The sequence below is a fragment of the Xanthomonas sp. F10 genome (assembly GCF_014206815.1).
Classification (GTDB): domain Bacteria; phylum Pseudomonadota; class Gammaproteobacteria; order Xanthomonadales; family Xanthomonadaceae; genus Xanthomonas_A; species Xanthomonas_A indica.
Genome location: NZ_JACHNP010000001.1, coordinates 1,197,015 through 1,222,331 on the forward strand (window position 1 = coordinate 1,197,015; position 25,317 = coordinate 1,222,331).

Genomic DNA, 25,317 nt, shown 5'->3' on the forward strand with positions numbered 1-25,317 from the left:
GGCACTCCATGCGTTCCTGGATCCCGCTCTGGTTGCACCGGCTCGGCGCACCGCCGACGGCCTATCGCGTCGCCGGCGCGGTGCGCCCGTGGAGCCTGGCCGCGGCCGTGCTGCTGGGTGCCGTTGCCGGCTACGGCGGGCTGGTGCTGGCGCCGCCGGATTACCAGCAGCACGACGCCTACCGCATCATGTTCGTGCACGTGCCCTGCGCGTGGATGAGCCTGTTCGTCTACGCGACGATGGGCATGTCCGGCCTGGTCGCGCTGGTGTGGCGGGTGAAACTGGCGGAAATCGCCTGCACGGCGTCGGCGCCGATCGGCGCGGCCTTCACCTTCGTCACCCTGTGTACCGGCTCGCTGTGGGGCCGGCCGATGTGGGGCACCTGGTGGACCTGGGACGCGCGGCTGACCTCGGAACTGGTGCTGCTGTTCCTGTACCTGGGCGTGATCGGCCTGCACCGCGCCATCGACGATCCGCGCCAGGGCGCGCGCGCCGCGGCGCTGCTGGCGCTGGTCGGGCTGATCAACCTGCCGATCGTGCATTACTCGGTGGTCTGGTGGAACACGCTGCACCAGGGCTCCACCGTGCGCGTGCTCGGCCCGTCCAAGATGCCGCTGTCGATGCTGTGGCCGCTGCTGACCGGCGTGGTCGCCAGCAAGTTGTATTACGTCGCCAGCCTGTGCGGGCGCATGCGCACCGACTTGCTGGCGCTGGAGCGCGGCAAGGCCTGGGTGCGCGCGCTCGCGCTGCAGGCAGCGCCGGCGGCGACGCCCGTGGACACCGCGCTGCCCGCGGAGCACGCGGCATGAGCGGGTTCTGGGCGATGGGCGGCTACGCCGTCTACGTATGGAGTGCGTACGCGTTGGCCTTGGTCGTGCTGCTCCTGGACAGCCTGCTGCCACGCCGCCGCCAACGTCGCCTGCTCGCGGGGATCCGCGCGCAAGTGGCCCGCGAACAGGCCCGCCGCGCCCGCGGCAACGCCGTCGCCCCTGGAGTTGGCGATGCATCCCACCCGTAGGCGCCGCCTGCTGCTGGTGCTGCTGTTGCTGGGCGCCGCCGCGCTGGCCACCAGCCTGTTCGTGCTGGCCCTGCAGCACAACATCAGCTACCTGTTCACCCCCAGCCAGGTGCAGGCCGGCGCGGCCAGGGACTACCGGGTGTTCCGGCTCGGCGGCATGGTCAAGGCCGGCTCGATCAGGCGCAGCGCCGATGCGCTGCAGGTGCAGTTCACCGTGATCGACAAGGCCGGCGCCACCGCCGTGGCCTACACCGGCATCCTGCCCGACCTGTTCCGCGACAACCAGGCGGTGATCGCCACCGGCTCGATGCAGGGCGCGCGCTTCGTCGCCACCGAAGTGCTGGCCAAGCACGACGAGACCTACATGCCGCAGGAACTGAAGGACGCGATGGCGCAGGCGCACGCCAATCGCGTCGGTACGGGCGCTGCGGCGGCGGTCAAGCCATGACACACGGTGTGATCCGCAGCGCCGCGAGCGTGTCGCCATGAGCGCCGAACTCGGCCAGTGCGCGCTGATCCTGGCCTTGCTGCTGGCGCTGGTGCAGGGCGTGCTGCCGCTGCTCGGCGCCTGGCGCGGCCAGCGCGCCTGGACGGCGGTGGCGCGGCCGGCCGCCTACGCCCAGGCCGGCTTCGCCTGGTTGGCCTTCGCCCTGCTCGCCTACGTGTTGCTGCAGTTGGATTTCTCGGTGCGCTACGTCGCCGCCAACGCCAACCTGGCGCAGCCCTGGTACTACCGGCTGGCCGCGGTGTGGGGCGCGCACGAAGGCTCGCTGCTGCTATGGATCGCCATCCTCAACCTGTGGACGGTGGCGCTGGCGCGCAGCGGCCGGCATCTGCCCGAGGTCTTCGCCGCACGCGTGCTCGGCGTGCTCGGGCTGATCGCCAGCGGCTTCCTGGCGTTCGTGCTGTTCACCTCCAATCCGTTCGCGCGGCTGTCGCCGATGCCGCGCGACGGCAGCGAGCTCAATCCGGTGCTGCAGGACCCGGGCATGGTGCTGCATCCGCCGGTGCTGTACACCGGCTACGTCGGCTTCTCGGTGGCCTTCGCCTTCGCGATCGCCGCCCTGCTCGGTGGCGAGCAGCAGCAGGCCTGGGTGCGCTGGGCGCGGCCGTGGACCAACGTCGCCTGGGGCTTCCTCAGCGCCGGCATCGTCGCCGGCAGCTGGTGGGCCTACGCCGAACTGGGCTGGGGCGGCTGGTGGTTCTGGGATCCGGTGGAAAACGCCAGCTTCATGCCGTGGCTGGTCGGCGCGGCGCTGATCCACACCCAGGCGGTCACCGAGAAACGCGGCGCACTCGGCGCCTGGACCCTGCTGCTGTCGATCTTGGCGTTCTCGCTGTCGTTGCTGGGCACCTTCCTGGTGCGCTCCGGCGTGCTGACCTCGGTGCACGCCTTCGCCGCCGATCCGCGCCGCGGCCTGTACATCCTCGGCTTCCTGGTGCTGGTCGTGGGCGGCTCGTTGCTGCTGTATGCGCTGCGCGCGCCGCGCCTGGCCGCGGGCAAGCCGTTCGCTACGTTGTCGCGGGAGACCGCGATCCTGGTCGGCAACCTGATGCTCAGCGTGGCCGCGGCGATGGTGCTGCTGGGCACGCTGTTCCCGCTGCTCGGCGATGCGCTGCGGCTGGGCAAGCTCTCGGTCGGTCCGCCCTACTTCGGCCTGCTGTTCCCGCTGCTGATGTTGCCGGTGGTGCTGCTGTTGCCGTTCGGTCCCTACCTGCGCTGGGGCCGCACCGAACCCGGCGCACTGCGCGCGGTGGCAGCGCGCGCCGGGCTGGCCGCAGTGGCCTGCGCGTTGCTGGCGTGGCTGCTGAGCGCTGGCACGCTGCGCGCGGTGGCCGGGGTGGCGGCCGCGGCCTGGGTCGGCGTCGGCACCGCGCTGTATGCGCTCACCCGCTGGCGCAGCGCGCCGCGCGGCCGCCGCTTCCCTGCCGAACTGGCTGGCATGCTGCTGGCGCATGCCGGGGTGGCGGTGTTCGTGGCCGGCGTGCTGCTGTCGGAAAGCCTGTCGGTGGAACGCGACGTCCGCCTGGATCCCGGCCAGAGCGCGCAGATCGGCGCCCATGCGTTCCGCTTCGATGGCGTGCGCCTGGTCGACGGCCCCAACTGGAAGGCCGAGCAAGGCACCGTGACCGTGCTGCGCGACGGCGCCGTCGTGGCGGTGCTGCATCCGCAGAAGCGCCTGTACAGCAGCGAGCGCATCCAGACCGAGGCGGCGATCGATGCCGGCGTGCTGCGCGACCTGTACGTCGCGCTGGGCGAGCCGGTCGACGACCAGCACATCGAATACGGCTGGACCCTGCGCCTGTACGACAAGCCGTTCATCCGCTGGATCTGGGCCGGCGGCCTGCTGATGATGCTCGGCGGTTTCGTCAGCGCCGGCGCGCGCCGCTTGCGTGCACAGCCGACCGCGGACAGCGCCGTCACGCCGGCGGCGCTCGCGGGCGCCGCACCATGAGCCGGCTGCTGCCGCTGGCCGGTTTCCTGTTGCTGGCCGCGTTGTTCGGGTTCGGCCTGTGGTGGAGCCGCAACCACGACCCGCGCGACGTACCCTCGCCGCTGCTGGGCAAGCCGGTGCCGGCGTTCGCGCTGCCGCGCCTGGACCGCCCGGACCTGCGCAGCGGCAGCCAGGCGCTGCGCGGCCGCCCGTATCTGCTCAACGTGTTCGCCAGCTGGTGCATGGCCTGCAGCGAGGAGCATCCGCTGCTGATGGCGCAGGCCCGGCAACTGGGCGTGTCCCTGGTCGGCTACGCCTACCGCGACGATCCGCACGACACCGCCGCCTGGCTGGCGCAGCGCGGCAATCCGTACGCGCTGGTGCTGGTCGACAGCGATGGCCAGCGGGCGATCGACCTGGGCGTGTACGGCGCGCCGGAAACCTTCCTGATCGATGCCGACGGCGTAGTCCGCTACAAGCATGTCGGCGTGCTGACGCCGCAGGTGCTCGCCGACGAGCTACGCCCGGCGATCGCGGCGCTCGACGGAGCACGGCGATGAGCACTCCCATCGCACGGACGCGCCGGCGTACGCCGTGGTGGCGGCTGCTGGTGCTGCTGTGGCTGCTGGGCGGTGCAGTGCCGGGGCTGGCCCAGGCGGTGGACCCGCTGCCGTTCAAGGACCGCGCGCAGGAGCAGCGCTTCCAGCACCTGACCGCGCAACTGCGCTGCCTGGTCTGCCAGAACGAGAACCTGGCCGATTCCGACGCGACCCTGGCGCGCGACCTGCGCCACCAGGTATTCGCGCAACTCCAGGCCGGGCGCAGCGATGCGCAGATCAAGCAGTACATGGTCGATCGCTACTCGGCCTTCGTGCTGTACGACCCGCCGCTGGCGCCGGGTACCTGGCTGCTGTGGTTCGGGCCGGCGCTGTTGCTGCTGGGTGGCGCCGGCATGGTCGTGGCGACGCTGCGCCAGCGCCGTCGCGCCATCGGCACCGCGGCAGTGGAGCCTGACGCGGAGGATGCCTGGTGACGCTGGGCTTCCTCCTCACCGCCGCGGCGATGCTCGGCATCGCCCTGTTCGCCGTGCTGCGCCCCCTGCTCGCCCAGCGTCCCGGCGCGCGTCCGCAACGCGGCATCGCCCTGCTGCTGGCGGTGCTGCTGCCGCTGCTCGGCGCCAGCCTGTACTGGCGCATCGGCACGCCGACGGCCCTGGCCGGCGTCCCCCTGCAACCGCTGCCACCGGCTGCACCGGAGCAGACCGCGCAACGGCTGCAAGGCTGGCTGCAGCAGGCCTGGGACGCGCAACAGGCGCAGCGCCCGCACGACGCGCAGCAAGCCTATGCGCAGGCCCTGCGGATCGCCCCGGACAACGTCGAGGCCCTGCTCGGCTGGGCCGAGACCGACATCGCGCAACGCGCCGATCTCGCCGTGGGCAACCCCGCACGCGCCATGCTCGGCCGAGTGCTGGCGCAGCAACCGGACAACCAGCGGGCGCTGTGGATGCGCGGCATCGCCGCCTTCCAGCGGCAGCGCTATGCCGACGCGGCCGACGACTGGCGCCACCTGCTGACCCTGCTGCCCGCCGCGTCGCCGCTGCGCGAGGCGGTGACGCAGAAGATCACCACGGCTGAGGCGATGGCGGCCAATGGCTCGCCGGGGAACGCAGCGCCGCGCTGACGCGGTCGCAGCCATCGCGGCGGCGACGCGAGTTGTTCAAAGAGCCTGCTCGAGCATGCGTTTCAGCGTGTCCGCAGCGACGGCTTGCATGAAGGGATCGCGGAACATGCCATGACGCAGCCCAGCGTGGCGGCAGCGCCAACTACACCAGCGCCCGGTTCATCTCCCCGCATTTGCGCCAAAGATAGGAATGCGTATCATTAACTGACATCTCACCCACCGCCGCCACGCGCTGTCCTCCGCTGCCCAGCCGGTGCTTCCTCCCTACGGGCCTGCATGTCTGCTTCTTCCTCCTCGCTCCACGCCCCTGACGCCCCGGCGACGCCGCGGCGCCGCTCCTTGCCACCGTGGTTGGGCGTGCTGGCGCGCACCCTGGCCGCGATCGTCGGCGGCTATGCGCTGGCCGCGGCCACCGCGGTGCTGCTGCCGCTGCTGTGGCCCTCGGTGCGCGCGCAGGCGGTATTGAGCGGGATGATGCTGGGCATCCTGGTCTGCGCCTGCACCGCGCTGTGGGCGTTCGCCGCGCACAGCGCCGGGCGTGCCTGGCTGGGCATCGCGGCGCTGCTGGCGCCGATGGCGCTGGCTATCGCCTGGCTGCAGCAGCACGCGCCATGAAGCAGGGATTCCGCCAATCGATGGCCTGGCTGCACACCTGGAGCGGCCTGCTGGTGTCCTGGGTGCTGCTGCTGATCTTCATGGCCGGCACCGCCAGCTATTTCCGCAACGAGATCAGCCGCTGGATGCGTCCGGAGCTGCCGGCCGCACAACCGAGCACCGACGTGGTCGCCGCACGCGCGGTGGCGCTGCTGCAGCGCGAGGCGCCGCAGTCGCCGCAGTGGTTCGTGTCGCTGGCCAATCCGCGCGCGCCGTTCACCGACCTGTTCTGGCGCAATCCGCCGCCGGCCGACGGCGCCCGCCAGAGCCGCAAGGAGATGTTCGGCAACGCCCTGCTCGACCCGGTCAGCGGCGAGGCCAGCCAGACCCGCGACACCCGCGGCGGCGACTTCTTCTACCGCCTGCACTTCGACCTGCACTACATCCCGGCGCTGTGGGCGCGCTACATCGTCGGCTTCTGCGCGATGTTCATGCTGGTGGCGATCATCAGCGGCGTGATCACCCACAAGAAGATCTTCAAGGACTTCTTCACCTTCCGTCCGGCCAAGGGCCAGCGCTCGTGGCTGGACTTCCACAATGCCAGCGCGGTGCTCGCCCTGCCCTACCACGCGATGATCACCTACACCGGGCTGGTCACGCTGATGCTGATGTACCTGCCCTGGGGCATCAAGACCGCCTACCCCGACGCCGAGCAGGCGTTCTACGCCGAGGCATTCCAGGAACCGCAGAACCTGCGCGAGGCCAGCGGCACGCCCGGGCGCATGCTGCCGATCGCGCAACTGCTGGACGTGGCGCGCCGCGAATGGGGCGCGCAGGCGCCGATCGCCGGCTTCACCGTGTACAACGCCGGCGACGCGGCCGCGGCCATCCAGATCCGCCAGGGCGACGGCCAGCGCCTGGGTTACACCACGCCATCATTGCTGCTGGACGCGGGCAGCGGCCAGATCCTCGGCCGCAGCGGTGAGCTGGGCGCCGCCGCGGAAACCCGCAGCACCCTGTACGGCCTGCACCTGGCGCACTTCGCCGGCCCCTGGCTGCGCTGGCTGTTCTTCGGCTGCGGCCTGCTCGGCTGCCTGATGGTGGCCAGCGGCGCGATCCTGTGGGCGGTCAAGGAGCGGCCCAAGCACGCCAAGGTCGGACGCATCGGCCTGGGCCTGCGCCTGGTCGACGCGCTCAACATCGGCACCGTGGCCGGGCTGCCGATCGCCTTCGCCGCCTATTTCTGGGGCAACCGGCTGCTGCCGCTGCACCTGGAGGCACGCCCGGAGCGCGAAGCGGCGGTGTTCTTCCTGGCCTGGGCGGCGGCCCTGCTCGCCGCGCAGGTGTGGCCGAAACGCGCCATGTGGGCCTGGCAACTGTATGCGGGGGCGGCGCTGTTCGGCTTGCTGCCGCTGCTCAACGCCGTCACCACCGAGGCGCACCTGGGCGTGAGCCTGCTGGCCGGCGACTGGGCGCTGGCCGGGTTCGATCTGGTCTGCCTGTTCCTCGGCCTGGCCCTGGCGCTGGCTGCGCGACGCATGCAGCGTTGGCAACCGCCGCTGTCGGCGGCCGAACGCCGCGCCCGCGAGCGCGGCGGATCGGGCAAGCCGGTGCTGGCCACGGAGGGCGCATGACCGCGCTCGGCCTGTGCCTGGCCTTCTCCGGCTTCGTTGCGCTGTGCCTGGGCATGGAGAAGCACCAACTCGAACTGTATGGCGCACATCGCGCGTCGGCGCCGCGGATGCGACAACTGCAGGCCGCCGGCTGGCTGCTGCTGGGCGTGGCATTCGCCTGCTGCGTCGCCGCGCGCGGCTGGGGTATCGGCCCAGTGCTGTGGGTGGGCTCGCTCAGCGCCAGTGCGGCGCTGCTGACCCTGGGCCTGCTGCCGTACCGGCCACGGCTGATCGTGCCGCTGGCGCTGCTGGCGCCGCCGCTGGGCGTGGGCGCCGCCCTGTTGGCCTAGGGCGGGCCTGCCACCACTTCTCCGGCCGGCCCTAGGCCCGCCTTACTCAGCGATCGGCGGCCACCGTCGGCGCCCGCAGTTCCGCGGCGGTGCGCGCGCCGGCGAACACCAGCACCAGCCCCGCCGCCAGGGTGATCGCCAGGTACAGCGGGACCATGCCGAGGCGGCCGTTGCGCACGAACACCATGCTTTCCATCATCAGCGAGGAGAACGTGGTCAGTCCGCCGACCAGGCCGACGATCAGCAGCGCCCGCCAGTACGGCGCGCTGGCGCCGCGGCCTTCGATCCACACCAGCAGGAAGCCGCCGACGAAGGCGCCGGCCAGGTTCACCGCCAACGTGCCCCACGGGAAACCGGCGCCGTAGCGTTGCAGCAGCGCGCTGCCGACCGCGAAGCGCAGACCGGAGCCGACCGCGCCGCCGGCCATCGCCAGCAGCAGTTGCTGCCACCACAGGGTCAGGTTCATGCACGCCTCCGCGAGACGAACGCCGGAGCGGCAGCAGAAAAACGAGAAGAAACGGGCATCGGATTCTCCACAAGGACGATGCCGGGGCGCGAACCTGCCACCCCGGCGGGGGTTGGGCAGGCATCATCAGCGCGCAGTGCTGCGGGCGGTTCGAGGAGGAATGCCATCTCCTGTGCACCGATTATGCGGTCGATCGCCCAGCCTTGTCAGCCCGCGCCTGTTCGCGCGCGGCGCGCAGGCGGTCGAGCTTGTCCTTGAGCTTGATCTCCAGGCCGCGTTCCACCGGCCGGTAGTAGACCCGCTCGCCCATCGCATCGGGAAAGCCGGTCTGGTCCAGCGCGATGCCGCCCTCGGCATCGTGGTCGTACTGGTAGTCGGCGCCATAGCCCAGGGTCTTCATCAGCTTGGTCGGCGCGTTGCGCAAGTGCAGCGGCACCTCCTGGGTGCCGGTCTCGCGCACCTCGGCCTTGGCCTGGTTGAACGCGGCATAGCCGGCGTTGGACTTGGCGGTGCTGGCCAGGTACAGCACCAGTTGCGCGAAGGCCAGTTCGCCTTCCGGGCTGCCCAGGCGCTCGTAGATGTCCCAGGCCTCCAGCGCCATCGACTGCGCGCGTGGATCGGCCAGGCCGATGTCCTCGATCGCCATGCGGGTCAGCCGCCGCGCCAGGTAGGCCGGGTCGCAGCCGCCATCGAGCATGCGCGTGAGCCAGTACAGCGCCGCGTCGGGATTGGAACTGCGTACCGACTTGTGCAGCGCCGAGATCTGGTCGTAGAACTGCTCGCCGCCCTTGTCGAAGCGGCGGGTGCGGTCGGCCAGCACCTGCTGCAGGGTCTGCGCGGTGATCTCGCCGCCCTCGTCCTGGGCCAGTTCGGCGGCGATCTCCAGCAGGGTCAGCGCACGCCGCACGTCGCCATCGGCGGCGCCGGCGATCTCCAGCAGCGCCGCGTCGGACACGCGCAACGGCTCGGCGCCGAGCCCGCGCTCGGGATCGTGCAGCGCCCGCTGCAGCGCCTCGGCGATGTCCTGCGGCGACACCGCCTCCAGCACGTGCACGCGGCAGCGCGACAGCAGCGCCGAATTCAGTTCGAACGAGGGATTCTCGGTGGTGGCGCCGACGAACAGGATGGTGCCGCGCTCGATGTGCGGCAGGAACGCGTCCTGCTGCGCCTTGTTGAAGCGGTGCACCTCGTCGACGAACAGCACCGTGCGGCGCCCGTCGGCGAAACGTTGCGCGGCCTCGGCCAGCACCAGCCGCACCTCCGGCAGGCCGGACAGCACCGCCGAGATCGCCTTGAACTCGGCCTCGGCGTATTGCGCCAGCAGCAATGCCAGGGTGGTCTTGCCGCAGCCGGGCGGCCCCCACAGGATCATCGAATGCACGCGACCGGCGGCGACCGCGCGGCGCAGTGCGCTGGTCGGCGCGAGCAGGCGCTTCTGCCCAACCATCTCGTCCAGCGTGCGCGGGCGCATGCGCTCGGCCAGCGGGCGCATGGCCTCGCGGTCGACGCTCAGCAGATCGGGGGTGTCGGAAGCGAAGGGTCTGCGTTTGGCCATGCGCCCATTCTATCGCCGCGGCCCGTGCACGCCTTGCCTCCAGCATGCAGCCCGGCCGCGGCGTGCCTGGCGCCGCAGGCCCGCGTGGCGCCAACGCGAGCGCTAGAATCGCGACGCCTCCCCTGCCCGGCCGCCCCTGCCATGAGCCACCACGACACCCTGGATGCGTTCACCCATCAGCACGATTTCCTCGGCACGCGCCACGAGCGCAATGCGCGTCGCACCTGGTCGGTGGTGGCGCTGACCGCCGCGATGATGCTCGTGGAGATCGTCGCCGGCTGGTGGACCGGCTCGATGGCGCTGCTGGCCGACGGTCTGCACATGGCCACCCACGCCGGCGCGCTGTCGCTGGCCGGCTTCGCCTACTGGTTCGCGCGGCGGCACCGGCACAATCCGCGCTTCACCTTCGGCACCGGCAAGGTCGGCGACCTGGCGGGCTTTTCCAGCGCGCTGATCCTGGCGCTGATCGCGCTGGGCATCGGCGTGGAGTCGGCGCTGCGCCTGGCGCAGCCGGTCCACATCGCCTACGACGAGGCCCTGTGGATCGCGGCGCTGGGCCTGCTGGTGAACCTGCTCAGCGCCTGGATGCTGGGCGCCGACCACCATCATGATCACGGGCACGGGCACGGGCACGGGCACGGGCACGGGCATAGTCACGGCCATCATCACGAACACGGCCATGCCCATGCCAGGCATCGGCATGACTACCATGCGCACGCGCACCACGATGGGCATGACCACGATCATGCGCACGGTCACGACCATCACCACCCGCACGATCACCACGGGCACGCACACGCCCACGTGGCGCCCGCGCAGGCCGCCAGCCACGACCGCCACGCGCACGCCGACCACAACCTGCGCTCGGCCTACATGCACGTGCTGGCCGACGCGCTGACCTCGGTGATGGCGATCGTCGCCCTGCTGCTGGCCAAGTACCTGGACTGGACCTGGACCGATGCGTTGATGGGCATCGTCGGCGCCATCGTCATCGCACGCTGGTCGCTGGCGCTGCTGCGCGACACCGGCGCGGTGCTGCTCGACGCCTCGGCGCCGGCGGCGCTGCAGGCGCAGATTCGCGACCGCCTGCAGCAGGACGACGAGCGCATCGCCGACCTGCACGTGTGGCGGGTCGGCCCCGGCCAGCACGCGGCGATCGTGTCGCTGGTGACCCACCGGCCGCGGCCGGCGGCGTTCTACCACGCGCGCCTGCAGGGCGTGGCCACCCTGGGCCACGTCAGCATCGAAGTGCAGACCTGCCCGGAATGACCGGGAAGACCGCCGCGCACCGAGACGGCGCGCGGCGGCAGCCGGCTCAGCGGTCGCCGACCACGTCCACGTCCTTGTCCGGGACGTAGCGGAAGGTGCCGGTGGCGAAGGCCGGATTGCGCTTCCAGTCGCTGAAGCTGATCTCGGTGCGCTGGCCGACCGGGTCGACCACTTCCATGCGCGCCAGGCCGTTGCGGTCGAAGCCGAGCTTGGCCATCTGGAAGCTGGCCTCGGTGTCCACCTTCGGCGTCATGGTCAGCCACTGCAGCCCGTCGCGGGCCACCGCTTCCTCGCTGACGTCGTACTGGCGGTCGAGCTTGCCCGGATCGATCAGCGCGGTCAGCGGGCTGTTCTGTTCCTCGCTGCCCTGCGCGCGCACCGTGGCCTGCTTCAGGTCCGGGTCGTACACCCAGACCTTGCTGCCGTCGGCGACGATCAGCTGGGTATAGGGCTTGCGGTACTCCCAGCGGAACAGGCGCGGCGCCGACAGGGCGACGCGGCCGCTGGAGCTTTCCTTCAGCGTGCCCTTGCCGTCGTAGACCTTCTGCGCGAACTGGCCGTCCAGGCCCTTCAGCCCGCGGGTGAAGGCAGTGAGGTCCTCGCGGGCGCCGGCGAAGGCGGAGCCGGCCAGCAGCGCGGTGGCGAGGACGGTGTAGCGGAGTGTGCGAAGCATGCGGATGGATTTCCGGATGGAGTGTGGGAAGTGTGACGCGGCACGCCTGAATAGGCGATCAGAGTGATGTGGCGCCGAGCCAGGGCTACGGCCCGGTCTGCATCCGGCTCAGGTCGCCGTACAGGATCTGTCCGCGGAAGCCGCGCCGCACCTGCTGGTACAGCTCGCGGAAGGCGGCGTAATCCTGCGGCTGGCACAGCGCCGCCGGGCCGTGGATCGCGCGCCGGTGCAGCGTGTGCGTGGCGGTGACGGTCTGCCCGTCGCGCACCCAGGTCGCGGCGTATTCGCCGGCGGCATTGCGGAAATGGGTGTCGGCCGGGATCGCGATGATCGGCACGCTGTCGGGGAAGGTCAGCCGGTAGGTCTCGCTGCGCGCGTTGTCGTTGCAGTAGAACGGGGTCAGATTGCGCTCGGCCGAGGCGGTGCTGTAGACCCCGCGCACCGAGTCGGCGCCGGGCATCAGCGGCAGGCTCATGCCGCCGACCACGCCGAAGTCCACGTAGTCGTGGGCGCGGAAGCGGTAGGCGTAGCCGAACGGCCGGCGCAGGTCCTGCGGCGCGCCCTGCAGCAGCAACTCGCCGCTGCCGTCGAAGCCGGAGGCGGCGAGGATCGATTCCTCGATGCGGGTGCGGTTCTGCGCGTTGAGCTGCACGAACATCGTGCGCAGGCCGACCTCGCCGACATCGCCGCTGTCCAGGCGGGTGATGCCGCTCAGGCTGCCGTCGGCGGCGAAGCGATAGTCGGTCTCGACCAGGTAGCGGTTGCGCTTGGCGTCGTCCGGCGGCGTGCGCGCCAGGGTGCCGTCGGCGGTGTGCAGCACCGGCGCGCCGAGGTCGCCGGCCGGCAACTGGCCGAAGCGCGCGTACGGGCTGGTGGAGTCCACGTACAGCTTGAACTCGGGCAGATAGGTGATGGCGTGGTTGAACCGGCCCAGCACCGGCACCTCGGGCAGGGTCGGCCCGCCCTGCGCGCCGATCAGCACCGGCGTGCTGGCGATGCCCTTGGCCGCCAGCAGCGCTTCCAGCACCACGGTGTGGTCCTTGCAGTCGCCGTAGTGGTTGTCGAGGATGCTGTCGGCGCTGTTCGGCTGCAGCCCGCCGTTGCCCAGGTACACCGCCACGTAGCGGATGTTGCGCGCCACCCATTCGTACAGCGCCGCGGCCTGTGCGCGGCGATCGCTGATGCCGGCGGTGATCTGCTCGGCGCGGGCGCGCACCTTGGGCGTGACCTGCGCGGCGGCGGCGCTGCTGTGCTGGTAGGCCTGGGCCATCTGCGCCCAGCGGCGGAAGCTGCTGGCCATGATGGTCGGGCTGAATTCCCAGGTCGCCGCCGACCAGTTCTGGCTCTTCATCGGCTCGCGGCGGCTGTAGTGCCACTCCCAGCGCGCCTGCTCGCCATCGATCCGCGGCGTGTCGCTGCCCTGCACGCCGCGCGTGTACAGGTGCATCTGCAGGCGCCGCGGCGCCACCAGGGTCACCGTGGCGTCGTCGTACTGGGAGAACACGCTGAAGGTCTCCCAGAGGCTGAAGTAGCCAGGGAAGTACGGCACGTTCTGGGTGCGCCGCACCCGGTACACCAGGCGCGCGCCGGGCATCAGGTTGGGAAACACCACCACCTTGACCTTGCGGTCGGCGTACATCGCCGCCGCCGCGCTGGAATAGCTCTCCTGGGTGTAGATCTTGTCGGCCGGCACGTCGTGGCGCAGCCCGTCCGGGGTCAGCGTGTAGGCGGACAGCACCTCCAGCGTCTCCAGCTTCTCGCTGTAGCTCAGGCGCACCTGGCTGAACTGGTCGACGCCGGCCTTGGTCTTGAGCAGCAGCTCGACCTCGTCGGTCTCCACGCTGGTGGCGTCCTCGCGCACCTCGTGGTCGGCGCGGTAGCGCACGTAGCTGTAGTTGTTGCTGACCACCGGTGCGGCCGCGGCCTGCTGGTCGGTGTCGCGCTCCGCGGTCGGCGCCGGTTGCGCCGTGGCGAGGCCGGCCAGCGCCAGCAGCGCCGAGCCGAACAACCATCCCACCGCGCGCAGTGGCGCCGGTCCACGCAGGCGCCGGCCATGGCCGGCGGAGGGCGCGGTGCGGCTCACTTCGGCGGCGGCGGCGCCAGCACGCTGCGGTCGCCGTTGTGTTCGGGCGGGCTGACCACGCCGGCGGCTTCCATTGCCTCGATCAGCCGCGCGGCACGGTTGTAGCCGATCTTCAGCCGCCGCTGCACGCCGGAAATCGAGGCGCGGCGGGTCTCGGTGACGATGCGCAGGGCCTCGTCGTACAGCGGGTCGGACTCGTCGCCGCCACCGCCGCCGGCTTCGGGCAGGCCGGTGGCGCCGATCACGGTGCCGTCGCCCATGGTCTGCACCTCGTCGAGCACGCCCTCGATGTAGTCGGCCGGGCCGCTGGCCTTGAGGTGCTCCACCACGCGGTGCACTTCTTCGTCGCTGACGAAGGCGCCGTGCACGCGGTCCGGCATCGCCGTGCCCGGCGGCAGGTACAGCATGTCGCCGTGGCCCAGCAGGGTCTCGGCGCCGGACTGGTCGAGGATGGTGCGCGAGTCGATCTTGGAACTGACCTGGAAGGCGATGCGGGTCGGGATGTTGGCCTTGATCAGGCCGGTGATCACGTCCACCGAGGGGCGCTGGGTGGCCAGGATCAGGTGGATGCCGGCGGCACGAGCCTTCTGCGCCAGGCGCGCGATCAGTTCTTCGACCTTCTTGCCGACGATCATCATCATGTCGGCGAATTCGTCGATGAAGATGACGATGAACGGCAGCGTGTCCAGCGGCCGCGGCGCCTCGGCCAGGTCCGGGTTGGGCTTGAACAGCGGGTCCATCAGCGGCTGCCCGGCGTCCTGCGCGTCCTTGACCTTCTTGTTGAAGCCGGCCAGGTTGCGCACGCCGACCGCGCTCATCAGCTTGTAGCGGCGCTCCATCTCCGCCACACACCAGCGCAGGCCGTTGGCGGCCTCCTTCATGTCGGTGACCACCGGCGCCAGCAGATGCGGGATGCCCTGGTAGACGCTCAGTTCGAGCATCTTCGGGTCGATCATCAGCATCCGCAGGTCCTTGGCCGAGGCCTTGTACAGCAGGCTCAGCACCATCGCGTTGACCGCCACCGACTTGCCCGAGCCGGTGGTACCGGCGACCAGCAGGTGCGGCATGCGCGCCAGGTCGGCCACGGTCGGACGCCCGGCGATGTCCTTGCCCAGGGCCAGGGTCAGCGGGCTGGCCGACTTGTCGTATTCCTTGGAGCGCAGCAGCTCGCTGAGATAGATCATCTCGCGGCTGACGTTGGGGATCTCCAGGCCGATCACCGACTTGCCCGGGATCACGTCGACCACGCGCACCGACTTCACCGACAGGCCGCGGGCGATGTCCTTGTCCAGCGAGCTGATCTGGCTGACCTTGATGCCCGGCGCCGGCTCGATCTCGAAGCGGGTGATGACCGGACCGGGATAGGCGCCGACCACCTGCGCCTCGATGCGGAAGTCCTTGAGCTTGAACTCGATCTGCCGCGACAGGGTTTCCAGGGTCTCCTCGGAATAGCCCTTGGCCTGCGGCTTGGGGTCGTCCAGCAGCGCCAGCGGCGGCACCCCGGACGGGTCGCTGCCGGTGCCGTGGAACAGCGGGATCTGCTGCTCGCGCTTGGCGCGCTCGCTCTTCTCCACCACCGGCGCCGGCGGCGGCTCGATCTTGACCGGCTCGCGCTTGGCGCGCTGCACCGCGTCGACCTTGCGCACTTCCTCGCGTTCCTCGCGCATGGCGCGGGTCTGCTGCCATTCGTTGGCCTGCTGGGTGCCGCGTCGGGCCAGCGCCGGCAGGGTCATCACCGCCTTGCCGATGCGCTCCATCACCGCAAACCAGGACAGCCCGGTGGCCAGGGTCACCGACACCAGCAGCAGCACCAGCACGAACAGGTTGGCGCCGAGCGCGCCGAAGCCGGCGCCCAGCGAATTGCCGACCAGCTTGCCGAGGATGCCGCCGGCGCCGGCCACGTCGCCGGCGAACAGGCGCAGGTGCAGCAGCCCGGTGGCGGCGATCAGGAATCCGACGATGCCGACCAGGCGCAGCGCCGGGCCGAGGTCGGCCTCGCCGTCGCCGTCCTGGTCCATGCCGAACAGCGCGATCCAGGAGATCGCGCCGATCACCACCGGCAGCAGGAAGGCCACGTAGCCGAACAGTTGCAGCAGCACGTCGGCGATCCAGGCGCCGAACTTGCCGCCCATGTTGTGCACCGGCGCGACCACGCTGCCGGTGTGCGACCAGCCCGGATCGGTGGCCGAATACGTGGCCAGGCTGGCCAGCAGGTACAGCAACAGCGGCGCGATCGCGATCAGCGCCAGATCGCGCCACAGCTTCTGCCGGCGTGGGTTGGGCGCGGCGCCCTGCTTGCGTGCCGCCGCATTGGCGCCCTGGGATTTGCCGCGTTCCGGAACCTGCTTCGCCACGCTATGACCAGACCTTAGAAATGCATCGTTAGTGATTGATAATAAACGACTCGCCCTTGCATTTCAGCAGGCGCTACCTGAATCGTCCGGTCTCGCGCCGCTGTGCCGCGGCGGTGCCTGCTGGCAGCATGCACTGGCGTGCCGCGGAGGCCGTCGGTCGCGGCGGGCCGCAGCGTTTCCGCCACGCGGCTTGATTCGTTCCAGGCCGGCCGCCACTCTATGCGCCTTCGCCGGACCCCGCGCAATGCCGCGTTTCCGCCGCCATTTCACCCTGTTCGCGAGTATACATGAGCCCCTCTGCCGCCAATTCCGCCAAGCATTCGCGCCTGCTGATCCTGGGTTCCGGCCCGGCCGGCTGGACCGCCGCGGTCTACGCCGCGCGCGCCAACCTCAAGCCCGTGGTGATCACCGGCCTGCAGCAGGGCGGCCAGCTGATGACCACCACCGAGGTCGACAACTGGCCCGGCGACCCGCACGGCCTGATGGGCCCGGACCTGATGGCGCGCATGCAGGCGCATGCCGAGCGCTTCGAGACCGAGGTGATCTTCGACCACATCCACACCGCCGACCTGTCGCAGCGCCCGTTCCGGCTCAGCGGCGACAGCGGCGACTACACCTGCGACGCGCTGATCATCGCCACCGGCGCCACCGCCAAGTACCTGGGCATTCCCTCGGAAGAGGCGTTCAAGGGCCGCGGCGTGTCCGCCTGCGCCACCTGCGACGGCTTCTTCTACAAGGACCAGGACGTGGTCGTGGTCGGCGGCGGCAACACCGCCGTGGAAGAGGCGCTGTACCTGTCCAACATCGCCCGCAAGGTCTACCTGGTGCACCGCCGCGACACCTTGCGCGCGGAGAAGATCATGCAGGACAAGCTGTTCGCCAAGGTCGCCGCCGGCAAGATCGAGACCGTCTGGCATCACCAGGTGGACGAAGTGCTGGGCAACGAGGCCGGCGTCACCGGCGTGCGGGTCAAGTCGGTGCAGGACGGCAGCACCCGCGACCTGGAGGCACACGGCTTCTTCGTCGCCATCGGCCATCACCCGAACACCCAGCTGTTCGATGGCCAGTTGGCCATGCACAACGGCTACCTGGAGATCCGCTCCGGCCTGGGCGGCGCGGCCACCGAGACCTCGGTGCCGGGCGTGTTCGCCGCCGGCGACGTGGCCGACCAGCACTACCGCCAGGCGATCACCTCGGCCGGCTTCGGCTGCATGGCCGCGCTGGACGCCGAGCGCTATCTGGACAAGGGTGCCTGAGTCCGCGCACGTTCTGAGCTGCCGACCCCGCGCCGGCAGTTGCCGCGCGCCGGCAAGCGCGCGCGCCGAGGCAACCGGCGGTCGGGTCGCCGTTCTGCTGCGGCGGCCGGGGCGATGAGCCGGATCCGCTGGCTGCGCCGGCTCGACACCGTCGCCGCCGCCGACTGGGACGCGCTGCACGACGGCCGCAATCCGTTCGTCGCCCACGCCTTCCTGGCCGGCCTGGAGCAGCACGGCTGCCTGCGCCCGGACTGGGGTTGGAGCCCGCTGCATCTCAGCCTCTGGGACGGCGAGACGCTGGTCGCGGCCGCGCCCGGGTACCTGAAAAGCAACTCGCACGGCGAATTCGTGTTCGACCACGCCTGGGCGCATGCCTACGCGCGCTACGGCCAGGACTACTTCCCCAAGTGGCTGTGCGCGGTGCCCTACTCGCCGGTGACCGGGCCGCGGCTGCTGGCGCGCGACCCGGCCGCCCGACAGGAGTTGCTGGCGGCCATGCAGGCGCTCGCCGAAAGCACCGGCCTGTCCTCGACCCACGTCAACTTCCACCGCGCCGAGGAGGACGCCGCGTTCGGCGCCGATTGGCTGGAGCGCAACGACGTGCAGTACCAGTGGCACAACGAGGCCGGCTGGGCTGGCTTCGACGACTACCTGGGCGCGATGGACCACAAGCACCGCAAGAACATCCGCCAGGAGCGGGCCAAGGTGCAGCGCGCCGGCGTCGGCTTCCGCGTACTGCACGGCGACGAGGCCAGCGCTGCCGACCTGGAGGCGATGTACGGGTTCTACCTGCGCACCTTCGACGACTACGGCAATTCGCCGGCGCTGACCCTGGACTTCTTCGCGCATCTTGCGCGAACGATGCCGCGCAACCTGCTGATCTTCCTGGCCATGCATGAAGGTGTGCCGGTCGCCGGCGCGTTCTGCCTGCGCGGCGGCGACACCTTGTACGGCCGCTACTGGGGCGGCGAGCCCCTGCCCGGCCTGCACTTCGAGACCTGCTACTACCAGGGCATCGACTATTGCCTGCGCGAGGGCCTGACCCGCTTCGAGCCGGGTGCGCAGGGCCAGCACAAGATCGCCCGCGGCTTCCTGCCGCGGCTGGTGCGCAGCCGTCACTGGATTGCCGACCCCGGCTTCCGCGTGCCCCTGGCCGAGTGGTGCGCGCAGGAGCGTGCCGAGGTCCGCCAGCACGCGGCGGCGCTGCAGCGCCATTCGCCGTTCCGCCACGACGCCTGAGGCATCGGCTAGGCTTCCGGCGATGCGTCGTCTCCCTGCCCTGCTCGCGGCCGATCCCGCCGCCCCGTTCCCGCCGCCGTCCAGCGCCCTGCGCGAACCGGACGGCCTGCTCGCGGTCGGCGGCGACCTGTCGCCGACCCGGCTGCTCGCGGCCTATGCGCAGGGCATCTTCCCCTGGTATTCCGATGGCGAGCCGATCCTGTGGTGGAGCCCGGACCCGCGCACCGTGTTCCGCAGCGACGGGGTGCGCCTGTCCTCGCGCTTCCGCCGCAGCCTGCGGCGCTCGCCGTGGACGGTGCGCGCCGATACCGCCTTCGCCCAGGTCATCGACGCCTGCGCGCAACTCCCGCGCCGCGGCCAGGACGGCACCTGGATCACCGCACCGATGCGCGCGGCCTACCTGGCCCTGCACCAGGCCGGCCACGCGCATTCGGTGGAGGTGTTCGACGGCAGCGATCTGGTCGGCGGCATCTATGGGGTGGCGCGCGGGCACATGTTCTTCGGCGAGAGCATGTTCAGCGCCCGCAGCGGCGGCTCCAAGGTGGCGCTGGCGGCGCTGGCGCGGCGCCTGCACGGCTGGGGCTGGCCGCTGATCGACGCGCAGGTGGAGAACGCCCACCTGCTCAGCCTCGGCGCCGAGCGCTGGCCGCGTGCCCGCTTCCTGGAGGCCATCGCCCCGTTGGCGGCGGCGCCCGCCGAGACCGGGCCGTGGACGTCGCGATTCGGGTCGCTGGCGGCGCTGGAACTGGCCCAGGGCTGAGCGGGATTAACGCAAACTTTGCATGGCGCGGCCCAGGCGAGTAAAATCCTCGCTCTTCAGGCCTTTGGCCGTTCCGAATCGCACAGGATTACATGTCGAAAGACGACTCCATCGAATTCGAAGGCACCGTCAGCGAGACGTTGCCCAATACCACGTTCCGGGTCAAGCTGGAAAACGGGCACGAAATCATCGCCCACATCTCCGGCCGCATGCGCAAGAACTACATCCGCATCCTGACCGGCGACCGGGTGAAGGTCGAAATGACCCCGTACGACCTGACCAAGGGTCGCATCACCTACCGCATGAAGTAATCCGCCACGGGCGGACATGAAGAAGGCGGCCAATGGCCGCCTTTCGCGTCTGCAACGATGGAACGACGGTGACCTCGCCAGGCGGCTGCAGCCTCTGCAGCCGCCTTTCGTCGTGCCTGCCCGGCCTCAGTCCACCGTCGCCGGCAGCAGGCGCTCCGGCTCGGCCTGGGTCTCCACCACCAGCTCGCCGTCGCGCACGTCGATGGTGACGCGGCCGCCGTTGACCAGCTTGCCGAACAGCAACTCGTCGGCCAGCGGGCGCTTGACCTTGTCCTGGATCACCCGCGCCATCGGCCGCGCGCCCATCAGCGGGTCGAAGCCGTGCTGGGCCAGCCAGTCGCGGGCGGTCGGAGTCGCCGACAGCGACACGTGCTTCTCCTGCAGCAACATCTCCAGCTCGATCACGAACTTGTCGACCACGCGCAGGATGTGGCTGAAGGCCAGCGGCTGGAACTGCACCACCGCGTCCAGGCGGTTGCGGAACTCCGGGGTGAAGCTGCGGCGGATGATCTCCATCGCATCGGTGGAGTGGTCCTGCTGGGTGAAGCCGATCGAGCGCCGCGAGGCCTGGGTGGCGCCGGCATTGGTGGTCATCACCAGGATCACGTTCTTGAAGTTCGCCTCGCGTCCGTTGGTATCGGTGAGCACGCCGCGGTCCATGACCTGCAACAGGATGTTGAAGATGTCCGGATGCGCCTTCTCCACCTCGTCCAGCAGCAGCACGCAGTGCGGGGTCTTGACGATCTTCTCGGTCAGCAGGCCGCCCTGGTCGAAGCCGACGTAGCCCGGAGGCGCGCCGATCAGGCGGCTGATCGAATGCGGCTCCATGTATTCGGACATGTCGAAGCGCACCAGTTCGATGCCCAACTGCAGCGCCAGCTGCTTGGTGACCTCGGTCTTGCCCACGCCGGTGGGGCCGGCGAACAGGAAGTTGCCGATCGGCTTCTCCGGATTGGCCAGGCCCGAGCGCGCCAGCTTGATCGACGAGGACAGCGTCTCGATCGCCGGATCCTGGCCGAAGATCACCATCTTCAGGTTGCGCTCCAGGTGCTGCAGCACGTCCTTGTCGGTGGCGCTGACCTGCTTGGCCGGGATCCGCGCCATCTTGGCGACGATGGTCTCGATCTCCTCGATGTCGATCAGTTCCTTGCGCTGACCTTCCGGCAACAGCCGCTGGCGCGCACCGGCCTCGTCGATCACGTCGATCGCCTTGTCCGGCAGCAGCCGGTCGCCGATGTGCTTGACCGACAGGTCCACCGCCGCCTGCAGCGCGTCGTCGGCATAGGTCACGCCGTGGTGCGCCTCGTACTTGGGCTTGAGACCCTGCAGGATCTCGAAGGTCTCGCCCACGGTCGGCTCGACGATGTCGATCTTCTGGAAGCGCCGCGCCAGGGCGCGGTCCTTCTCGAAGATGCCGCGATATTCCTGGAACGTGGTCGAACCGATGCAGCGCAACTCGCCCGAGGACAGCGCCGGCTTGATCAGGTTGGACGCGTCCATGGTGCCGCCGGAGGCGGAGCCGGCGCCGATGATGGTGTGGATTTCGTCGATGAACAGCACCGCGTTGGGCACCTTCTTCAGCGAGGTCAGCACGCCCTTCAGGCGCTTCTCGAAGTCGCCGCGGTACTTGGTGCCGGCGACCAGTGCGCCCAGGTCGAGCGAGAAGATCACCGCATCGGCCAGCACCTGGGGCACGCTGCCCTCGACGATGCGCTTGGCCAGGCCCTCGGCGATGGCGGTCTTGCCGACGCCGGCCTCGCCCACGTACAGCGGGTTGTTCTTGCGGCGGCGGCACAGCACCTGGATGGTGCGCTCGATCTCGTCGCCGCGGCCCACCAGCGGGTCGATGCGGCCGTTGCGGGCCTGCTCGTTCAGGTTGGTGGCGTATTCGGCCAGGGCGTCGCCCTTCGGCTCGCCCTCGCCCGCCTCGCCCTTGGGCTCGCCGTCGGCCGGGGCCGCGTGTTCGCCGTCCTCGCCCATCTTGGCGATGCCGTGGGACAGGTAGTTGACGATGTCCAGGCGGGTGATGTCCTGCTGGTTCAGGAAATACACCGCGTGCGAGTCCTTCTCGCCGAAGATCGCCACCAGCACGTTCGCGCCGCTGACCTCCTTCTTGCCCGAGGACTGCACGTGGTAGACCGCCCGCTGCAGCACCCGCTGGAAGCCCAGGGTGGGCTGGGTGTCGCGGCCGTCGTCGTCGGCCAGGCGCGCCACCGAGGCTTCGATGGCCTGTTCCAGGTCGCTGCGCAGGCGGTCGACATCGGCGCCGCAGGCCTTGAGCACGGCCTGGGCGGAGGGATTGTCGAGCAGCGCCAACAGCAGGTGTTCCACCGTCATGAACTCATGACGGGCTTCCCGGGCGCGCTTGTAGCACTGGCCGATGGTCTGCTCGAGATCTTTGCTGAACATGGTGCACTCCGACGTCTGTTGCCAACGATATGTGGCTTGAGCTGCGAGATTTCCACAACCCTATCGGATCAGTGTGTTCAGACCGCGTTAGTCCGGGCAGACCGGGAGCCGACGCCTCCCACTATCAGGCTTTTTCCATCGTGCACAACAGGGGGTGCTGGTTCATCCGCGAGAACTCGTTCACCTGAGCCACCTTGGATTCAGCCACCTCGCGGGTATACACCCCGCAGACGCCGCGGCCGCGGGTATGTACGTGCAGCATTACCTGGGTGGCGCGCTCCAGGTCCAGGGAGAAGAACTGCTGCAGGACGGTCACCACGAAGTCCATCGGGGTGTAGTCATCGTTCAGCAGCAGCACCTGATACATCGGCGGTCGGGCGATTTCCGGCTTGCCGGTCTCCACCATGACGCCATGATCGTGCTCGGGGGAATTCTTGCGGGGCATCTGCCCATTATATACGGGGGGCCGCCTGCCCGGATTGGACGATCGCCGGCCCTGCCCGCACAATTCCCCTCCTTTCGATGGCGCTTCGCATGCATTCGACGATGTTCCCCAAGCTTCCGCTGTTCGCCGCGCTGCTCGCCGCCGCCATGCCGGCGGCCGCCACGCCGCCGGATGCGGCGCTGGGCAAGCGCCTGCAGGCGCTGGGCTACGACGCGCAGGCCGACGAGGACGGCGACTACCAGGTGCTGTTCGGCCTGCGCGAGAACGGCGGCGAGCGCAAGCAGCTCACCTACGTGCGCTCGCCGGTGGAGACCTTCGGTAGCTACCGCATCCGCGAGGTGTGGTCGCCGGCCTACCAGGCGCAGGGCGACAGCCTGCCCGCCAAGGTCGCCAACCGGCTGTTGGAGGACGCGCAGTCCGACATCCTCGGCGGCTGGGTGCGCCAGGGCGGCACCGCGGTGTTCGTGGTCAAGATCCCCGCCGATGCCGACGATGCGGCGCTGCGCGAGGCGCTGGAGGCGGCCGCACGCGGCGCCGACGCGATGGACGCCGAACTCAACGGCGGCAAGGACCTGTTCTGATGACGGCGACCGCCGAACCCTGGCAGCCGGATGTGACCGTGGCCACGGTGGTGGTGCGCGACGGGCGCCTGCTGCAGGTCGAGGAAGCGATCGCCGGTGCGCTGGTGCTGAACCAGCCGGCCGGCCACCTTGAGCCGGACGAGAGCCTGATCGACGCCGCGGTGCGCGAGACGCTGGAGGAAACCGGCTGGCAGGTGCAGCCGACCGCCTTCATCGGCGCCTACCAGTGGAAGGCCGACAACGGCCGCCACTACCTGCGCTTCGCCTTTGCCGCCGACCCGGTCGCGCACGATCCGCAGCGGCCGCTGGACACCGGCATCGTGCGGGCGCTGTGGATGACCCCGGCCGAGCTGGAGGCCGCCGCGCCGCGCTGGCGCAGCCCGCTGGTGTGGCAGGTGGTGGCCGACTACCTGGCCGGGCGCCGCTACCCGCTGGACCTGTTGCGGCAGGTGGCATGAGCGGCGCTGCGGTCATGGTCGGGGTCTCCGGCGGCGTGGATTCGTCGGTGGCGGCCTGGCAACTGGTCCAGCAGGGCGCGGCGGTGTCCGGCCTGTTCATGCAGAACTGGGCCGACGACGGCAGCGGCGACTGCCGCGCCGACGACGACCGCCGCGATGCGGTGGCGGTGTGCGGCCGGCTCGGCATCCCGTTCCATTTTCGTGATTTTTCGCAGGAGTACTGGCAAGGGGTGTTCGCGCACTTCCTGGCCGAGTACGCCGTCGGGCGCACGCCCAACCCGGACGTGCTGTGCAACCGCGAGGTCAAGTTCAAGCATTTCCTGGACGCTGCGCGCGAGCTCGGCGCCGAGCGCATCGCCACCGGCCACTATGCGCGGGTGGACAGCGTCGGTGGCCGCTGGCGGCTGCTGCGCGGGCTGGACCGCAACAAGGACCAGAGCTACTTCCTGCACCAGCTTGGCCAGGCGCAACTGGCCGCGACCCTGTTCCCGGTCGGCGAGCTGCCCAAGGAGCAGGTGCGCCGCATCGCCCGCGAGGCCGGCCTGCCGACCCACGCCAAGAAGGACTCCACCGGCATCTGCTTCATCGGCGAACGGGATTTCCGCGAATTCCTGGGCCGGTACCTGCCGGCGCGGCGCGGCGAGATCCGCGACCCGCACGAGCAGGTCGTGGCCGAGCATCCGGGGGTGTTCTACTTCACCCTGGGCCAGCGCGAGGGCCTGAACATCGGCGGGGTGCGCGGCCGCGCCGCGGCGCCGTGGTACGTGGTCGGCAAGGACGTCGCCCGCAACGTGCTGTACGTCGACCAGGACCGCGACAGCCCCTACCTGATGGCCAACCGGCTGCAGTCCGAGACCGCCCACTGGATCGCCGGCGCGCCGCCGGCACGGCGCTTCGACTGCACCGCACAGACCCGCTACCGCCAGGCCGACGAACCGTGCACGGTCGAGGTCGGCGACGACGGCACCCTGTCGGTCCGCTTCGCACGCCCGCAGCGCGCCGTCACCCCCGGCCAATCGCTGGTGCTGTACCAGAGCGAGGAATGCCTGGGCGGCGCCGTGATCGCCACCACCGATGCCCCGCTGGAGCGCCGCCTGGCGCAGCAGGCCCCCGCCGTACACGAGGACACCATTCGATGACCGATTCCATGGACGCGCGCATGCTGGCGCTGGCGGGCGTGGCCCAGGCCCTGCAGCAGGTGCGGCGCATCGCCGAGACCGGCCAGTCGGAGGCGTCGCTGGTGCGCACCCTGCTCGACAGCGTGTTCCGCATCGATGCGCCCAGCCCCGAAGCGGTCTACGGCCGCCGTGCCGACCTGGCGCCGGGCCTGCGCCTGCTGCACAACTACTTCCGCAACCAGGGCCAGGACGAGGTGCTGCCGCGGCTGGCGCTGGCGGTGATCCAGCTGGAGCGGCGCTTCGCCGGCGATGCCGAGACCGACGCCAAGGTCGACGCCGGCCTCGCCCGGATCGCACCGCTGGTGGAGCGCCATGGCGACAGCACCCACCCGGAGGTGATCGCGGCGCTGGGCCAGCTCTATGCCGACACCATCAGCCACCTGCGCCCGCGGGTGATGGTGCAAGGCAACCCGCATTACCTGGGCCAGGCGGGAGTGGTGGCGGAGATCCGTGCGCTGCTGCTGGCGGCGGTGCGCTCGGCGGTGCTGTGGCGGCAGATGGGCGGCAGCCTGTGGGACTTCCTGCTGGCCAAGCGGCGCATGCGCGAGACCGTGGACCGCGCGCTGCGCTGAGCCCGTTGGGGCGCCGTC

The 25,317-nt window shown here is 70.4% G+C and carries 26 protein-coding genes and 1 riboswitch; of the genes, 19 read left to right on the plus strand and 7 right to left on the minus strand.

Going from position 1 to position 25,317, the window contains the following annotated elements; translation table 11 throughout:
• Positions 1–8 precede the first annotated feature (8 nt).
• From FHR56_RS05335 to FHR56_RS05380, 10 genes are all read left to right on the plus strand, one after another.
• The gene (locus tag FHR56_RS05335; RefSeq protein WP_160947223.1) at positions 9–809 is read left to right on the plus strand and encodes a heme ABC transporter permease; all 801 of its coding nucleotides are present in this window, start codon (positions 9–11) and stop codon (positions 807–809) included.
• Positions 806–1,018, plus strand: a complete 213-nt coding sequence (gene ccmD, locus FHR56_RS05340; protein WP_160947222.1) for a heme exporter protein CcmD — start codon at positions 806–808, stop codon at positions 1,016–1,018. Before FHR56_RS05335 ends, ccmD begins: the two co-directional genes overlap by 4 nt.
• A complete protein-coding gene (gene ccmE / locus FHR56_RS05345; protein ID WP_160947221.1) occupies positions 1,002–1,466 on the plus strand; it encodes a cytochrome c maturation protein CcmE in 465 nt (154 codons plus the stop codon). The genes ccmD and ccmE overlap by 17 nt, the downstream gene beginning before the upstream one ends.
• Before the next feature lie 37 nt (positions 1,467–1,503).
• Positions 1,504–3,474, plus strand: a complete 1,971-nt coding sequence (locus FHR56_RS05350; protein ID WP_160947220.1) for a heme lyase CcmF/NrfE family subunit — start codon at positions 1,504–1,506, stop codon at positions 3,472–3,474.
• The gene (locus FHR56_RS05355) at positions 3,471–4,013 is read left to right on the plus strand and encodes a DsbE family thiol:disulfide interchange protein (protein ID WP_160947219.1); all 543 of its coding nucleotides are present in this window, start codon (positions 3,471–3,473) and stop codon (positions 4,011–4,013) included. Before FHR56_RS05350 ends, FHR56_RS05355 begins: the two co-directional genes overlap by 4 nt.
• Complete coding sequence (locus FHR56_RS05360; RefSeq protein WP_160947218.1) at positions 4,010–4,486, plus strand: cytochrome c-type biogenesis protein; 477 nt, start codon at positions 4,010–4,012, stop codon at positions 4,484–4,486. Before FHR56_RS05355 ends, FHR56_RS05360 begins: the two co-directional genes overlap by 4 nt.
• Positions 4,483–5,133, plus strand: coding sequence for a tetratricopeptide repeat protein (locus FHR56_RS05365; RefSeq protein ID WP_160947217.1), 651 nt, complete (start codon positions 4,483–4,485; stop codon positions 5,131–5,133). The genes FHR56_RS05360 and FHR56_RS05365 overlap by 4 nt, the downstream gene beginning before the upstream one ends.
• A gap of 339 nt (positions 5,134–5,472) precedes the next feature.
• Entirely contained in the window at positions 5,473–5,748 is a 276-nt protein-coding gene (locus tag FHR56_RS05370) for a DUF3649 domain-containing protein (RefSeq protein WP_160947216.1), read from the plus strand.
• On the plus strand, positions 5,745–7,361 hold the full coding sequence (locus FHR56_RS05375) for a PepSY-associated TM helix domain-containing protein (protein ID WP_160947215.1): 1,617 nt from the start codon (positions 5,745–5,747) through the stop codon (positions 7,359–7,361). The genes FHR56_RS05370 and FHR56_RS05375 overlap by 4 nt, the downstream gene beginning before the upstream one ends.
• On the plus strand, positions 7,358–7,690 hold the full coding sequence (locus tag FHR56_RS05380) for a DUF3325 domain-containing protein (RefSeq protein ID WP_160947214.1): 333 nt from the start codon (positions 7,358–7,360) through the stop codon (positions 7,688–7,690). Before FHR56_RS05375 ends, FHR56_RS05380 begins: the two co-directional genes overlap by 4 nt.
• A gap of 46 nt (positions 7,691–7,736) precedes the next feature.
• Here the strand turns inward: FHR56_RS05380 and crcB are convergent, their stop codons facing one another.
• Together crcB and FHR56_RS05390 are read right to left on the minus strand one after the other, a co-directional pair.
• On the minus strand, positions 7,737–8,156 hold the full coding sequence (gene crcB / locus FHR56_RS05385; protein ID WP_160947213.1) for a fluoride efflux transporter CrcB: 420 nt from the start codon (positions 8,154–8,156) through the stop codon (positions 7,737–7,739).
• A 110-nt stretch (positions 8,157–8,266) separates the two neighbouring features.
• Positions 8,267–8,336, minus strand: a riboswitch (Fluoride riboswitch).
• Between the two features lies 1 nt (position 8,337).
• Entirely contained in the window at positions 8,338–9,711 is a 1,374-nt protein-coding gene (locus FHR56_RS05390; protein ID WP_184502430.1) for a replication-associated recombination protein A, read from the minus strand.
• A gap of 141 nt (positions 9,712–9,852) precedes the next feature.
• Here FHR56_RS05390 and dmeF point away from each other — a divergent pair, with 141 nt between their 5' ends.
• Complete coding sequence (dmeF, locus tag FHR56_RS05395; RefSeq protein ID WP_160947211.1) at positions 9,853–10,980, plus strand: CDF family Co(II)/Ni(II) efflux transporter DmeF; 1,128 nt, start codon at positions 9,853–9,855, stop codon at positions 10,978–10,980.
• Between the two features lie 46 nt (positions 10,981–11,026).
• Here dmeF and lolA read toward each other — a convergent pair whose 3' ends face one another.
• The 3 genes from lolA to FHR56_RS05410 all read right to left on the minus strand — a co-directional run bounded on the left by lolA (position 11,027) and on the right by FHR56_RS05410 (position 16,090).
• Positions 11,027–11,653: an outer membrane lipoprotein chaperone LolA gene (lolA, locus tag FHR56_RS05400; protein WP_010341718.1), complete on the minus strand. Its 627-nt coding sequence runs from the start codon at positions 11,651–11,653 to the stop codon at positions 11,027–11,029.
• An 85-nt stretch (positions 11,654–11,738) separates the two neighbouring features.
• A complete protein-coding gene (locus tag FHR56_RS05405; protein WP_184502589.1) occupies positions 11,739–13,679 on the minus strand; it encodes a DUF3857 domain-containing protein in 1,941 nt (646 codons plus the stop codon).
• Between the two features lie 53 nt (positions 13,680–13,732).
• Entirely contained in the window at positions 13,733–16,090 is a 2,358-nt protein-coding gene (locus FHR56_RS05410) for a DNA translocase FtsK (RefSeq protein ID WP_017909556.1), read from the minus strand.
• Between the two features lie 287 nt (positions 16,091–16,377).
• On the opposite strand from FHR56_RS05410, the gene trxB reads away from it, so the two are divergent.
• The 4 genes from trxB to infA all read left to right on the plus strand — a co-directional run bounded on the left by trxB (position 16,378) and on the right by infA (position 19,656).
• Positions 16,378–17,346: a thioredoxin-disulfide reductase gene (trxB, locus tag FHR56_RS05415; protein ID WP_010341722.1), complete on the plus strand. Its 969-nt coding sequence runs from the start codon at positions 16,378–16,380 to the stop codon at positions 17,344–17,346.
• A 114-nt stretch (positions 17,347–17,460) separates the two neighbouring features.
• Positions 17,461–18,585 carry a GNAT family N-acetyltransferase gene (locus FHR56_RS05420; protein WP_160947210.1) on the plus strand — a complete coding sequence of 375 codons (1,125 nt, stop codon included), beginning with the start codon at positions 17,461–17,463 and terminating at the stop codon, positions 18,583–18,585.
• A 22-nt stretch (positions 18,586–18,607) separates the two neighbouring features.
• Positions 18,608–19,345 (plus strand): leucyl/phenylalanyl-tRNA--protein transferase, encoded by a 738-nt coding sequence (gene aat / locus FHR56_RS05425; protein ID WP_160947209.1) that lies wholly within the window; start codon positions 18,608–18,610, stop codon positions 19,343–19,345.
• A gap of 92 nt (positions 19,346–19,437) precedes the next feature.
• Positions 19,438–19,656, plus strand: coding sequence for a translation initiation factor IF-1 (gene infA, locus FHR56_RS05430; RefSeq protein WP_004425677.1), 219 nt, complete (start codon positions 19,438–19,440; stop codon positions 19,654–19,656).
• Between the two features lie 126 nt (positions 19,657–19,782).
• Here infA and clpA read toward each other — a convergent pair whose 3' ends face one another.
• Both clpA and clpS read right to left on the minus strand, forming a co-directional pair.
• Complete coding sequence (gene clpA, locus FHR56_RS05435; RefSeq protein WP_160947208.1) at positions 19,783–22,065, minus strand: ATP-dependent Clp protease ATP-binding subunit ClpA; 2,283 nt, start codon at positions 22,063–22,065, stop codon at positions 19,783–19,785.
• 124 nt (positions 22,066–22,189) lie between these two features.
• A complete protein-coding gene (clpS, locus tag FHR56_RS05440) occupies positions 22,190–22,510 on the minus strand; it encodes an ATP-dependent Clp protease adapter ClpS (protein WP_019796528.1) in 321 nt (106 codons plus the stop codon).
• Between the two features lie 77 nt (positions 22,511–22,587).
• Here clpS and FHR56_RS05445 point away from each other — a divergent pair, with 77 nt between their 5' ends.
• The 4 genes from FHR56_RS05445 to hflD are packed head-to-tail and all read left to right on the plus strand — an operon-like array spanning position 22,588 to position 25,299.
• Complete coding sequence (locus FHR56_RS05445) at positions 22,588–23,091, plus strand: hypothetical protein (RefSeq protein ID WP_160947207.1); 504 nt, start codon at positions 22,588–22,590, stop codon at positions 23,089–23,091.
• The gene (locus tag FHR56_RS05450) at positions 23,091–23,549 is read left to right on the plus strand and encodes an NUDIX hydrolase (RefSeq protein ID WP_160947206.1); all 459 of its coding nucleotides are present in this window, start codon (positions 23,091–23,093) and stop codon (positions 23,547–23,549) included. The genes FHR56_RS05445 and FHR56_RS05450 overlap by 1 nt, the downstream gene beginning before the upstream one ends.
• On the plus strand, positions 23,546–24,688 hold the full coding sequence (mnmA, locus tag FHR56_RS05455) for a tRNA 2-thiouridine(34) synthase MnmA (protein WP_160947205.1): 1,143 nt from the start codon (positions 23,546–23,548) through the stop codon (positions 24,686–24,688). Before FHR56_RS05450 ends, mnmA begins: the two co-directional genes overlap by 4 nt.
• Complete coding sequence (gene hflD / locus FHR56_RS05460) at positions 24,685–25,299, plus strand: high frequency lysogenization protein HflD (protein WP_160947204.1); 615 nt, start codon at positions 24,685–24,687, stop codon at positions 25,297–25,299. The genes mnmA and hflD overlap by 4 nt, the downstream gene beginning before the upstream one ends.
• Positions 25,300–25,317: the final 18 nt, after the last annotated feature.